The 11,526-nt window shown below is 44.9% G+C and carries 16 protein-coding genes and 1 pseudogene; 6 read left to right on the top strand and 11 right to left on the bottom strand.

Features of this window, described 5'->3' with window-relative positions; genetic code table 11:
• The first annotated feature begins 191 nt into the window (after window positions 1-191).
• The 6 genes and pseudogenes from ETP43_RS16905 (at window position 192) to ETP43_RS16880 (ending at window position 4,423) form a co-directional block, all read left to right on the top strand.
• Entirely contained in the window at window positions 192-572 is a 381-nt protein-coding gene (locus ETP43_RS16905; RefSeq protein ID WP_129259771.1) for a hypothetical protein, read from the top strand.
• An 887-nt stretch (window positions 573-1,459) separates the two neighbouring features.
• Window positions 1,460-1,621, top strand: a complete 162-nt coding sequence (locus ETP43_RS16895) for a hypothetical protein (protein ID WP_330546586.1) — start codon at window positions 1,460-1,462, stop codon at window positions 1,619-1,621.
• A gap of 17 nt (window positions 1,622-1,638) precedes the next feature.
• On the top strand, window positions 1,639-2,094 hold the full coding sequence (locus tag ETP43_RS16890; RefSeq protein ID WP_129259769.1) for a hypothetical protein: 456 nt from the start codon (window positions 1,639-1,641) through the stop codon (window positions 2,092-2,094).
• 22 nt (window positions 2,095-2,116) lie between these two features.
• Window positions 2,117-2,254 (top strand): hypothetical protein, encoded by a 138-nt coding sequence (locus ETP43_RS17260; protein WP_164979815.1) that lies wholly within the window; start codon window positions 2,117-2,119, stop codon window positions 2,252-2,254.
• Window positions 2,226-2,975, top strand: coding sequence for a hypothetical protein (locus tag ETP43_RS16885; protein ID WP_129259768.1), 750 nt, complete (start codon window positions 2,226-2,228; stop codon window positions 2,973-2,975). Before ETP43_RS17260 ends, ETP43_RS16885 begins: the two co-directional genes overlap by 29 nt.
• A gap of 242 nt (window positions 2,976-3,217) precedes the next feature.
• Window positions 3,218-4,423, top strand: a pseudogene (locus tag ETP43_RS16880) (IS256 family transposase).
• 168 nt (window positions 4,424-4,591) lie between these two features.
• Here the strand turns inward: ETP43_RS16880 and ETP43_RS16875 are convergent.
• The 11 genes from ETP43_RS16875 to ETP43_RS16845 all read right to left on the bottom strand — a co-directional run.
• Complete coding sequence (locus tag ETP43_RS16875) at window positions 4,592-5,854, bottom strand: IS256 family transposase (protein ID WP_129259767.1); 1,263 nt, start codon at window positions 5,852-5,854, stop codon at window positions 4,592-4,594.
• A gap of 168 nt (window positions 5,855-6,022) precedes the next feature.
• Window positions 6,023-6,325, bottom strand: coding sequence for a hypothetical protein (locus tag ETP43_RS16870; protein WP_129259766.1), 303 nt, complete (start codon window positions 6,323-6,325; stop codon window positions 6,023-6,025).
• A complete protein-coding gene (locus ETP43_RS17255) occupies window positions 6,285-6,437 on the bottom strand; it encodes a hypothetical protein (protein ID WP_164979813.1) in 153 nt (50 codons plus the stop codon). The genes ETP43_RS16870 and ETP43_RS17255 overlap by 41 nt, the downstream gene beginning before the upstream one ends.
• Window positions 6,438-6,509: 72 nt before the next feature.
• Window positions 6,510-6,638 carry a hypothetical protein gene (locus ETP43_RS17980; protein ID WP_279222230.1) on the bottom strand — a complete coding sequence of 43 codons (129 nt, stop codon included), beginning with the start codon at window positions 6,636-6,638 and terminating at the stop codon, window positions 6,510-6,512.
• 65 nt (window positions 6,639-6,703) lie between these two features.
• Window positions 6,704-7,564 (bottom strand): hypothetical protein, encoded by an 861-nt coding sequence (locus tag ETP43_RS18865; RefSeq protein ID WP_164979809.1) that lies wholly within the window; start codon window positions 7,562-7,564, stop codon window positions 6,704-6,706.
• Between the two features lie 372 nt (window positions 7,565-7,936).
• A complete protein-coding gene (locus tag ETP43_RS16865) occupies window positions 7,937-8,119 on the bottom strand; it encodes a hypothetical protein (protein ID WP_129259765.1) in 183 nt (60 codons plus the stop codon).
• Complete coding sequence (locus tag ETP43_RS16860) at window positions 8,101-8,376, bottom strand: hypothetical protein (RefSeq protein ID WP_129259764.1); 276 nt, start codon at window positions 8,374-8,376, stop codon at window positions 8,101-8,103. The genes ETP43_RS16865 and ETP43_RS16860 overlap by 19 nt, the downstream gene beginning before the upstream one ends.
• A 25-nt stretch (window positions 8,377-8,401) precedes the next feature.
• Window positions 8,402-8,548, bottom strand: a complete 147-nt coding sequence (locus tag ETP43_RS17245) for a hypothetical protein (protein WP_164979812.1) — start codon at window positions 8,546-8,548, stop codon at window positions 8,402-8,404.
• A gap of 1 nt (window position 8,549) precedes the next feature.
• Entirely contained in the window at window positions 8,550-8,774 is a 225-nt protein-coding gene (locus tag ETP43_RS16855; RefSeq protein ID WP_129259763.1) for a hypothetical protein, read from the bottom strand.
• A 52-nt stretch (window positions 8,775-8,826) separates the two neighbouring features.
• Window positions 8,827-9,669, bottom strand: coding sequence for an AfsR/SARP family transcriptional regulator (locus ETP43_RS16850; RefSeq protein ID WP_164979811.1), 843 nt, complete (start codon window positions 9,667-9,669; stop codon window positions 8,827-8,829).
• 120 nt (window positions 9,670-9,789) lie between these two features.
• Window positions 9,790-11,526, bottom strand: a 1,737-nt coding sequence (locus ETP43_RS16845) for a hybrid sensor histidine kinase/response regulator (RefSeq protein ID WP_129259761.1), incomplete at its 5' end; no start/stop codon positions are given.

The raw sequence follows: 11,526 nt of genomic DNA, 5'->3' as shown, positions 1-11,526 counted from the left end.
GGGAATGAACCGTTTATAAAGAAGCGTATCAGCTGTATGACGCTACATCCAGGATGTTCTTTGAAGAGTTGGGAATCACACCTTCGGAGCGTGATGATGAACCAGTTTTCCAGGAGATGAGCGAACGGATGGGAAGAACGTACCATGCGGCAGGGAGATCAAAGAAGATCTGAAAGAACCGGAGTATGAGGATGGCGCTTTTTACTGCAGCCTTCCGAGTTTCCGTGACAATTACCGTCTGGTGGCGCAGACTGATCGAACGAAACGGACAGTCCGCATTTTTAATGGTATGTTCGCTGACAGACGGCAACGGGCATCCGATGGAAAACCGGGAAAAACTGGATGTGATGTCCATGGAACTTCACCGGGCGGTAAAAGGAAGCCTTCGCCGCGGAGATTCCTTTTCCAAATACAGTCCGTCACAGTTTCTGATTCTTCTGGTGGGAGTCAATCAGGAAAACTGTGATATGATTTTCCGCAGGATCGCCGGTCGTTTTACCGACAGACACGGATCCTGGAACCGATACCTGGAATACTATGTTTCTTCCATCGCAGAAGGTGGAAAACCCTAATGCAAGATTAAGTTTTCAGAAAAATGAATTTCACTGGAAATAACTACCTAGGAACAGGAGTGTGAAACATGAGTCAATATTGGAATGGAGAAATACTGGCAGCGCCAAACCTCATTACCGTGTGCGTGGACGAGAGTAGGGCCAGCGAGATATCCGGTCGACTATATCACTGTTATTCCCGGGAACCACAGTCCCTTTGAAAATATCGTACAGCTGATCCGATATATGGAAGAGTTTTATGACAACATCCGTTTTCCGGAGTCCTCCGTGGTTCTTCGTGAGTTCCGATCGGAAAAACAGAAAATCAGAGAAAAACAGGAAAAAAAGTATGGAGTACCGTCAGCTGATGGAGCAGAGCGGCACCTGTGCAAACGTTTCATATCTATGTAAAAATACCGCCAGAGCGCTACCTGGCAGGGAATTCTGGCATGGAAAGAAGGAAAGCGGGAGATGGAATTTCGCAGTGTGCTGGAACTGATCATAGAGATGGATGCGATACTGGGAAGAAAAATAAAAGACAGAAGAGAAACTATCGTTTGAGAAGGCGATAGTTCTTTTTTTTACGCGGGCAACGAGTCAAAGTCCGTGATTGCACGAGATCTTGACGATTGCAGCGATAATCAAAATTGATCCACTGGATCAATTTTGATTGTCCCAAGGAGATAAATTTTCAGAAAAAGCAGTCATAAATCCAAAAACATAATATATAGATAGAAGAAATGAGGAAAAATCCGCTATTTTCGATAATAGTTTTGGATGAAACGTTACAAAAATAAGAAAAAATAAAAAAAAGTAAAAGATAATAATGAGTGTAATGCTTTTCGTAACGGTGCATTTTATATAATACTACTATAGAGAACGGGATCATATAAGGAGGTGGAACAGCTGTGAGCGATTCTACGAAAAAGACGGAGACCTTTATCTTAAATATTTACAACAGACAGAATGCCACCTGGCAGGGTTCGGTGACCTGGGTGGAAAAAAAAAGAAAAGCAGCAGTTCCGCAGCGCTTTAGAATTATTAAAACTGATAGAGAGTGCTTTGGATGAAGAGGAAGGAGGAAGCCATGAAAAGTAAAGGAAAGAAAAGACTGCTGGCATTAGTGCTTTGCATGGTCGTTGCGTTGAGCAACAGCAGCTTCATATTCGCATCCGAGACCGGACAGACCGAATACCCACAGGAAGCGGAAGTACAGACTCAGGACGAAGCCGTTGCCAATGACATGGACGTGGCTGCCTACGCAGCAGATGAAGGCCAGGCAGTAGCCGAGGAGCAAACCGCACCGGTGGAGCAAGTCACCGCAGAACCGGTCGCAGAACCGGAAACAACCGTCGCAGCTCCGGCAGAACAGCCGACAGCGGAAACACCTGCAGCAGAACAGCCGACAACAGAAGCACCTGCAGCAGAGACACCTGCAGCCCAAGAACCTGCAACTGTTTCAGAAGGGACAACAACAACTTCTGAAAATACGAATGCAGCAGTTGGGGAAGCGCAGACTCCGCAGGAAAGAAGAAAACGGTGAAACCGTAACTTATAATCAGAAGATGGATCTGAAGCAGGACTTCACAGACGAGCTTGGAAATGTAATTGCAACAGTAAGTGCAGAAATTCCGGAGGGAGCTTTTCAGGTAGGAGAAAAGTTCCCAGATCACAATGGAAGTCAACACACTGACAGATGCTGAAAAAGCTCAGCTGGAAAATCTGATGAAAGAAAAGATTCCGGCTGAAAAAGAACTTGGTCAGTATGTAGCATACAACATCAGATTCAAAGTAGACGGTACAGAAACAGATTCTCTGCAGCCGATCAAGATCACCATGGCAGGTGACAAAACACAGATTGACGATGTAGAGAACGCAACAGTCTTCTATCAGGATCCGGCAGATCCGACAGTGACCGGAGATAAAGAAGAACTGGAAGAGATTGTTCAGAGAGCAGCACTGGTAAAACAACTTCAGGAAGCTGGTCAGAGTATTGAAAATATTGATGAAGACTATGATCTGTCAGATATTGAATTGAATGAAGACGGAACTGCTTCCAAGATTCAGATGGAAGGAAGACAATCTACAATCTATGGATGCTATGTAGAAAATACACCGGAACAGGAAGATCCTGGAGAGGATAGGGAGGATGATTCAACAGTTCAGGATCCGTCAGAAGAGACTCCTGATCCAACAACTTACGCAGCAGATACGACAAATAACTCGGTGACCCTGACTGATGATAACGGGAAACTGACGGCATCCTATACAGCAGACAATACCGAAGAGTATGGTTATGTGTGGTACAGAAGCATTAATGGTGGTGCATTCGAAGCACAGGAACCGACTACATACACAAGCAGTGCTGGAAAAAGACTTGGTTCCGATATCAAAGCTGACGGAACAGAACTTATATCGCATTGAATGGAGGAGCTCTAGAGCGTGTTTGAAAAACATTTTAAGTTGTTCATTTTAACCAAATTAATATTGAAACGATACATAAGAAGCCTAAGTAGGTGAATGCTAATTTATCATAACGTGTTGCGGGAGTATCCCAAAGTTTGTGTAAACCTCCAAACTGATGTAAGATAGAATTACTCAGTTTGGAGGTTTATTTTATGGCAAGAAAAAAGGATTCACCACAAAAAGCAGCACTTAGAGAACTCATGGGAAACTACCTGAAAGAAAACAATGTAAAAGTAAAAAGATGGAACAGATGTTAATTCCATTATGCGGGATATGATGTCTATCATTTTGGAAGGTGCCCTTGATCAGGAACTGGATGAAGAACTGGGATATTCCAAGTATGATTATCGAAATAAAGAAAACCGATAATTCCCAGGAATGGATATTCCCAGAAAACGTTACATACCAGTTACGGAGATATGGAGATTGATATTCCAAGGGATCGAAAAGGTGACTTCGAACCACAGGTTGTAAAGAAGTATCAGAATTCGATTACGCAGGACATGGAAGAAAAGATCATTTCCATGTACGCAAAAGGAATGACTACTGCCGATATAGAAAGCCACATGCGTGAATTATACGATCTTGAGATCTCCGACAGTACTGTCAGCCGGATTACTGATAAGATCCTGCCAATTAGTAAAAGAATGGCAGGAAAGGGCCATTAGAAAGTGTGTATGCTGTTGTATTTATGGATGCGATCCATTTCCATGCCCGTAATGAGGGGCGGATTGTAAAACGTGCTGTTTACATTGCGATTGGGATCGATATGGAAGGACGTAAGGATGTCCTCGGGATGTATGTGGGTCAAAATGAAAGTGCCAAGTTCTGGCTCTCCATCCTGAATGGTCTGAAAAACCGGGGCGTAGAAGATATATTGATTGCGTGTGTGGATGGACTGACCGGTTTTCCACAGGCAATTGAAGCAGTATTTCCCCAGACCGAGATCCAGCAGTGCATCATCCATCAGATCAGGAACACCACGAAATTTGTTTCTTACAAAGAGATCAAACCACTTATGGCAGATCTGAAGCGTGTATATGCAGCTCCTACAGAAGAAGTTGCATTGGCAGAACTGGACAGCTTTGACGAAAAATGGAGCGGGAAATACCCTAAGATTGCAAAGTCATGGAAAGATAACTGGGCAAATCTTTCAACGTATTTTAAGTATCCGGAAGCTGTCAGACGTCTGATCTATACCACGAACACGATTGAAGGATTTAAACCGCCAGCTCCGGAAAGTCACCAAATCCAAGACGGTATTTCCATCCGATGACAGTCTCTTGAAAATGCTGTATCTGGCCATGATAGATATCACCAAGAAATGGACGGGACACCGTCAGGATTGGGGACAGATCCATTCTCAGCTGGAAATTTTCTTCGAAGAAAGATTGGAAAGGTTATAAGCAGAATGCATGCTAGGCAGGGCTGGCACAGCCAGTCCTGCTTGACATGCCTTAAAACTGCATTATAATACAAACAAGGACAGAACCCTGAAAAACAGGTTCTGTCCTTGTTTGTATTATAATGCAGTTTTAAGGCATGTCAAGCAGGACTGGCTGTGCCAGCCCTGCCTAGCATGCATTCTGCTTATAACCTTTCCAATCTTCTTCGAAGAAAATTTCCAGCTGAGAATGGATCTGTCCCCAATCCTGACGGTGTCCCGTCCATTTCTTGGTGATATCTATCATGGCCAGATACAGCATTTTCAAGAGACTGTCATCGGATGGAAATACCGTCTTGGATTTGGTGACTTTCCGGAGCTGGCGGTTAAATCCTTCAATCGTGTTCGTGGTATAGATCAGACGTCTGACAGCTTCCGGATACTTAAAATACGTTGAAAGATTTGCCCAGTTATCTTTCCATGACTTTGCAATCTTAGGGTATTTCCCGCTCCATTTTTCGTCAAAGCTGTCCAGTTCTGCCAATGCAACTTCTTCTGTAGGAGCTGCATATACACGCTTCAGATCTGCCATAAGTGGTTTGATCTCTTTGTAAGAAACAAATTTCGTGGTGTTCCTGATCTGATGGATGATGCACTGCTGGATCTCGGTCTGGGGAAATACTGCTTCAATTGCCTGTGGAAAACCGGTCAGTCCATCCACACACGCAATCAATATATCTTCTACGCCCCGGTTTTTCAGACCATTCAGGATGGAGAGCCAGAACTTGGCACTTTCATTTTGACCCACATACATCCCGAGGACATCCTTACGTCCTTCCATATCGATCCCAATCGCAATGTAAACAGCACGTTTTACAATCCGCCCCTCATTACGGGCATGGAAATGGATCGCATCCATAAATACAACAGCATACACACTTTCTAATGGCCTTTCCTGCCATTCTTTTACTATTGGCAGGATCTTATCAGTAATCCGGCTGACAGTACTGTCGGAGATCTCAAGATCGTATAATTCACGCATGTGGCTTTCTATATCGGCAGTAGTCATTCCTTTTGCGTACATGGAAATGATCTTTTCTTCCATGTCCTGCGTAATCGAATTCTGATACTTCTTTACAACCTGTGGTTCGAAGTCACCTTTTCGATCCCTTGGAATATCAATCTCCATATCTCCGTAACTGGTATGTAACGTTTTCTGGGAATATCCATTCCTGGAATTATCGGTTTCTTTATTTCGATAATCATACTTGGAATATCCCAGTTCTTCATCCAGTTCCTGATCAAGGGCACCTTCCAAAATGATAGACATCATATCCCGCATAATGGAATTAACATCTGTTCCATCTTTTACTTTTACATTGTTTTCTTTCAGGTAGTTTCCCATGAGTTCTCTAAGTGCTGCTTTTTGTGGTGAATCCTTTTTTCTTGCCATAAAATAAACCTCCAAACTGAGTAATTCTATCTTACATCAGTTTGGAGGTTTACACAAACTTTGGGATACTCCCGCAACACGTTATGATAAATTAGCATTCACCTACTTAGGCTTCTTATGTATCGTTTCAATATTAATTTGGTTAAAATGAACAACTTAAAATGTTTTTCAAACACGCTCTAGAGCTCCTCCATTCAATGCGATATAAAGTTCTGTTCCGTCAGCTTTGATATCGGAACCAAGTCTTTTTCCAGCACTGCTTGTGTATGTAGTCGGTTCCTGTGCTTCGAATGCACCACCATTAATGCTTCTGTACCACACATAACCATACTCTTCGGTATTGTCTGCTGTATAGGATGCCGTCAGTTTCCCGTTATCATCAGTCAGGGTCACCGAGTTATTTGTCGTATCTGCTGCGTAAGTTGTTGGATCAGGAGTCTCTTCTGACGGATCCTGAACTGTTTGAATCATCCTCCCTATCCTCTCCAGGATCTTCCTGTTCCGGTGTATTTTCTACATAGCATCCATAGATTGTAGATTGTCTTCCTTCCATCTGAATCTTGGAAGCAGTTTCCGTCTTCATTCAATTCAATATCTGACAGATCATAGTCTTCATCAATATTTTCAATACTCTGACCAGCTTCCTGAAGTTGTTTTACCAGTGCTGCTCTCTGAACAATCTCTTCAGTTCTTCTTTATCTCCGGTCACTGTCGGATCTGCCGGATCCTGATAGAAGACTGTTGCGTTCTCTACATCGTCAATCTGTGTTTTGTCACCTGCCATGGTGATCTTGATCGGCTGCAGAGAATCTGTTTCTGTACCGTCTACTTTGAATCTGATGTTGTATGCTACATACTGACCAAGTTCTTTTCAGCCGGAATCTTTTCTTTCATCAGATTTTCCAGCTGAGCTTTTTCAGCATCTGTCAGTGTGTTGACTTCCATTGTGATCTGGGAACTTTCTCCTACCTGAAAAGCTCCCTCCGGAATTTCTGCACTTACTGTTGCAATTACATTTCCAAGCTCGTCTGTGAAGTCCTGCTTCAGATCCATCTTCTGATTATAAGTTACGGTTTCACCGTTTTCTTCTTCCTGCGGAAGTCTGCGCTTCCCCAACTGCTGCATTCGTATTTTCAGAAGTTGTTGTTGTCCCCTTCTGAAACAGTTGCAGGTTCTTGGGCTGCAGGTGTCTCTGCTGCAGGTGCTTCTGTTGTCGGCTGTTCTGCTGCAGGTGTTTCCGCTGTCGGCTGTTCTGCCGGAGCTGCGACGGTTTGTTTCCGGTTCTGCGACCGGTTCTGCGGTGACTTGCTCCACCGGTGCGGTTTGCTCCTCGGCTACTGCCTGGCCTTCATCTGCTGCGTAGGCAGCCACGTCCATGTCATTGGCAACGGCTTCGTCCTGAGTCTGTACTTCCGCTTCCTGTGGGTATTCGGTCTGTCCGGTCTCGGATGCGAATATGAAGCTGCTGTTGCTCAACGCAACGACCATGCAAAGCACTAATGCCAGCAGTCTTTTCTTTCCTTTACTTTCATGGCTTCCTCCTTCCTCTTCATCCAAAGCACTCTCTATCAGTTTTAATATTCTAAAGCGCTGCGGAACTGCTGCTTTTCTTTTTTTTCCACCCAGGTCACCGAACCCTGCCAGGTGGCATTCTGTCTGTTTGTAAATATTTAAGATAAAGGTCTCCGTCTTTTTCGTAGAATCGCTCACAGCTGTTCCACCTCCTTATATGATCCCGTTCTCTATAGTAGTATTATATAAAATGCACCGTTACGAAAAGCATTACACTCATTATTATCTTTTACTTTTTTTATTTTTTCTTATTTTTGTAACGTTTCATCCAAACTATTATCGAAAATAGCGGATTTTTCCTCATTTCTTCTATCTATATATTATGTTTTTTGGATTTATGACTGCTTTTTCTGAAAATTTATCTCCTTGGGACAATCAAAATTGATCCAGTGGATCAATTTTGATTATCGCTGCAATCGTCAAGATCTCGTGCAATCACGGACTTTGACTCGTTGCCCGCGTAAAAAAAAAGAACTATCGCCTTCTCAAACGATAGTTCTCTTCTGTCTTTTATTTTCTTCCCAGTATCGCATCCATCTCTATGATCAGTTCCAGCACACTGCGAAATTCCATCTCCCGCTTTCCTTCTTTCCATGCCAGAATTCCCTGCCAGGTAGCGCTCTGGCGGTATTTTACATAGATATGAAACGTTGCACAGGTGCCGCTCTGCTCCATCAGCTGACGGTACTCCATACTTTTTCCTGTTTTTCTCTGATTTTCTGTTTTTCCGATCGGAACTCACGAAGAACCACGGAGGACTCCGGAAAACGGATGTTGTCATAAAACTCTTCCATATATCGGATCAGCTGTACGATATTTTCAAAGGACTGTGGTTCCCGGGAATAACAGTGATATAGTCGACCGGATATCTCGCTGGCCCTACTCTCGTCCACGCACACGGTAATGAGGTTTGGCGCTGCCAGTATTTCTCCATTCCAATATTGACTCATGTTTCACACTCCTGTTCCTAGGTAGTTATTTCCAGTGAAATTCATTTTTCTGAAAACTTAATCTTGCATTAGGGTTTTCCACCTCTGCGATGGAAGAAACATAGTATTCCAGGTATCGGTTCCAGGATCCGTGTCTGTCGGTAAAACGACCGGCGATCCTGCGGAAAATCATATCAAAGTTTTCCTGATTGACTCCCACCAGAAGAATCAGAAACTGTGACGGGACTGTATTTGGAAAAGGAATCTCCGCGGCGAAGGCTTCCTTTTACCGCCCGGTGAAGTTCCATGGACATCACATCCAGTTTTTCCCGGTTTTCCATCGGATGCCCGTTGCCGTCTGTCAGCGAACATACCATTAAAAATGCGGACTGTCCGTTTCGTTCGATCAGTCTGCGCACCAGACGGTAATTGTCACGGAAACTCGGAAGGCTGCAGTAAAAAGCGCCATCCTCATACTCCGGTTTCTTTCAGATCTTCTTTGATCTCCCCTGCCGCATGGTACGTTCTTCCCATCCGTTCGCTCATCTCCTGGAACTGGTTCATCATACGCTCCGAAGGTGTGATTCCCAACTCTTCAAAGAACATCCTGGATGTAGCGTCATACAGCTGATACGCTTCTTTATAACGGTTCATTCCCATCAGTGCATCAATCTTTACGGACTGCCACTCGTCAAACGGATAAATCTCCATCGCCGTATCCGTCAGTTCCAGAATCGTATCGTATTCCTGTTGTTCTTTCTTATATTCACACAGACTGCGGAGGGCTTTCGAATATTTTTCTTTGTAATGGACACTATTCATAATCACCCAGTCTTCGCCGGACTGCATCGGAAGAAGTTCTCCCTTATACAGCCGGCACGCCTGCTCCCACAGTTCCATCTTCTTCGCTTTCTCTTCCGCCTGTTCCCCTTCCCGGATCAGTTCCACGAAACGAACCACATCCAGATCTGTTTTCATCGGACTGCGCCAGTAAAAAACACCTTTTTCTTTTACGATATAATCGTACTCCGGCAGCCCTGCCTCGATCAGCATCTTGCGCAGACGGAACACGGTGACACGCAGGTTATTTCCCACATTTGCCAGTTCCTCTCTTCCAAACAGATCATCCAGCAGCTGTGCTCTGGAGATTCCACCGTTTCCCTGATTCTCTGTCAGGCTGGAATGCAACAGGATCTGCAGCAATTTTACTGCCTTGGTTGCCGAGTTTCTTTTGAACGTGATTGGCTGATCTCCATAGGTTATGGAGAACCTTCCCAACATATTCACTTTGAGTTCCGGTAACTGTTTGTCCATATGGTTCCCTCCCCTCATCTACTCTTCTTTTTTATCATAGAAAAGTAAATCGCCTCCGGTATGGTATCTCCCGGAAGCGACTTCTCGCTGATTTTATTTTAGTCAGTAATTTCTTCTTTGTCAACGCAAAGCATTACACTTTTTTACTTTCCATGATTTTCTGATTACCTTCGCCAGTTCTTCCTCACGGATCGGTTTTGCGATATAGGCATCCATTCCTGCTTTCCGGCAGGTTTCCCGGATGTCTGCTGTCGTCTGTGCAGTCATCGCAATGATCGGAATCGACGCCGCATCCTCCCGTTTCAGATCGCGGATATGCTGTGTGGCTTCCATTCCGTCCATCACGGGCATCATCACATCCATCAGGATCGCGTCGAAGCTGCCGGCAGGTTTCTGGGAAAACAGAGCTACTGCCTCCTGCCCGTTCCATGCTTTTTCCACTTTTGCCCCTGCTTCCTCCAGATAGAACTGTGCGATCTCCATATTGATCTCATTATCCTCTGCCAGCAGGATCCTGCGGTCACGGAGGAGCTCCGATATATCTTCTCCCACTGTGTTTGTTTCTGAAGCAGCTGTCTCATTGACGGTGAACGGCAGACGGAAGGTAAATGTAGTTCCCTCTCCACGGACACTCTCCACCTGAATGGTTCCGCCCATCTTCTCCACCAGCCCTTTGACGATCGACATTCCAAGTCCGGTTCCCTGATAGCGTGTTCTGGCTCCGTACTGTTCCTGGGTGAATGGCTCAAACAGCTGATTCTTTACAAAGTCCCTGCTCATGCCGATACCGGTATCTGTGATTCTGAATTCGTACCAGGCTGTTTTTCCGTCACAGGATAATTCTTCCGCGCAGGTATCCACGGATCCCTGCGGTTTGTTGTATTTGACCGCATTGCTGAACAGGTTCAGCATGATCTGGCGCAGCTGCAACGGGCTTCCTTTCAGTGCTGTATGCTGTATATTTTTCCGGTGTGCCCGGTGTGTGATCTGATTCTTTTCCAGAAGCGGATTCATCAGTACTGCCACTTCCCGCATCAGCACTTCCATGTCAAATGGTTCATTCTCCGCCCGGATCTGATTGGTTTCCAGTTTGTTCATATCCAGTACGTCGTTGACCAGCGCCAGCAGATGATCGGCAGATACCTGCATCTTATCCATACATTCTTCCAGCTTCTCCGGGTTATGTTTATTTTTCCGAAGGATCTCCAGCATCCCCATGATACCGTTGATCGGTGTACGGATATCATGGCTTATGCGGTTCATGAAGTCTGTCTTGGCTTTGCTTTCTGCGTCGGCCTCCTGCACCGCTTTTTGCAGCCGTTCTTTTTCCTGTTCTTCTTTTTTATGGAATTCCGAAGTATTCTTAAACAGGATAATTCCATGTACAGCACTGCGTTCTTTTCTGGTCTCCCGGTCATACAGCAGTTCCTGAGACATCAGGATCGTCTTCTGCAGCCAGATCATCCCGCCATCCTGTTTTTCTTCCCGGTACTCTACGGTGATCTGCTTATCGCCTTCCCGGAAGCGTTTCAGCAGTTTTTCTGAGGAATCCATGATCCGGTAGCTTTCCAGCGTATCGTCTGTCACCTTCTGACTCCGTTCTCTGCAGTAGGCATCGTAAGAGCATGGCATCTCCCGGTCGATCACTATGCTTTCCCGTTTCATATGGTAGAATGCATTTTCCAGGCAGTCATTTGTCAGATCTACTGTATACGCCGCTTCCGCTGTTTCCATTAATGCGTCTACATAATTGCTGTTTTCCAGAATAGACTGTTTCATCTGCTCGTAGTAGCGGATCAGTTCCTGTTTTTCATCCCTCTGGTTCTGTCTGCTGTCCCGGAAGTTCTCCTGCCCCAG

This window comes from Blautia faecicola (assembly GCF_004123145.1).
GTDB lineage: Bacteria > Bacillota > Clostridia > Lachnospirales > Lachnospiraceae > Oliverpabstia > Oliverpabstia faecicola.
This window is presented reverse-complemented; position numbering and strand designations above follow the sequence as displayed.

What these genes read in the sequence shown, in the direction of transcription:
- ETP43_RS16905 (WP_129259771.1), top strand. Translation starts at nt 192, where the DNA reads ATGGCGCTTTTTACTGCAGCCTTCCGAGTTTCCGTGACAATTACCGTC.
- ETP43_RS16890 (WP_129259769.1), top strand. Translation starts at nt 1,639, where the DNA reads ATGAAAAGTAAAGGAAAGAAAAGACTGCTGGCATTAGTGCTTTGCATG.
- ETP43_RS17260 (WP_164979815.1), top strand. Translation starts at nt 2,117, where the DNA reads ATGGATCTGAAGCAGGACTTCACAGACGAGCTTGGAAATGTAATTGCA.
- ETP43_RS16885 (WP_129259768.1), top strand. Translation starts at nt 2,226, where the DNA reads ATGGAAGTCAACACACTGACAGATGCTGAAAAAGCTCAGCTGGAAAAT.
- ETP43_RS16875 (WP_129259767.1), bottom strand. Translation starts at nt 5,854, where the DNA reads ATGGCAAGAAAAAAGGATTCACCACAAAAAGCAGCACTTAGAGAACTC.
- ETP43_RS16870 (WP_129259766.1), bottom strand. Translation starts at nt 6,325, where the DNA reads ATGATTCAAACAGTTCAGGATCCGTCAGAAGAGACTCCTGATCCAACA.
- ETP43_RS17255 (WP_164979813.1), bottom strand. Translation starts at nt 6,437, where the DNA reads ATGAAGACGGAAACTGCTTCCAAGATTCAGATGGAAGGAAGACAATCT.
- ETP43_RS17980 (WP_279222230.1), bottom strand. Translation starts at nt 6,638, where the DNA reads ATGGCAGGTGACAAAACACAGATTGACGATGTAGAGAACGCAACAGTC.
- ETP43_RS16865 (WP_129259765.1), bottom strand. Translation starts at nt 8,119, where the DNA reads ATGGAGTACCGTCAGCTGATGGAGCAGAGCGGCACCTGTGCAACGTTT.
- ETP43_RS16860 (WP_129259764.1), bottom strand. Translation starts at nt 8,376, where the DNA reads ATGAGTCAATATTGGAATGGAGAAATACTGGCAGCGCCAAACCTCATT.
- ETP43_RS17245 (WP_164979812.1), bottom strand. Translation starts at nt 8,548, where the DNA reads ATGATTTTCCGCAGGATCGCCGGTCGTTTTACCGACAGACACGGATCC.
- ETP43_RS16850 (WP_164979811.1), bottom strand. Translation starts at nt 9,669, where the DNA reads ATGGACAAACAGTTACCGGAACTCAAAGTGAATATGTTGGGAAGGTTC.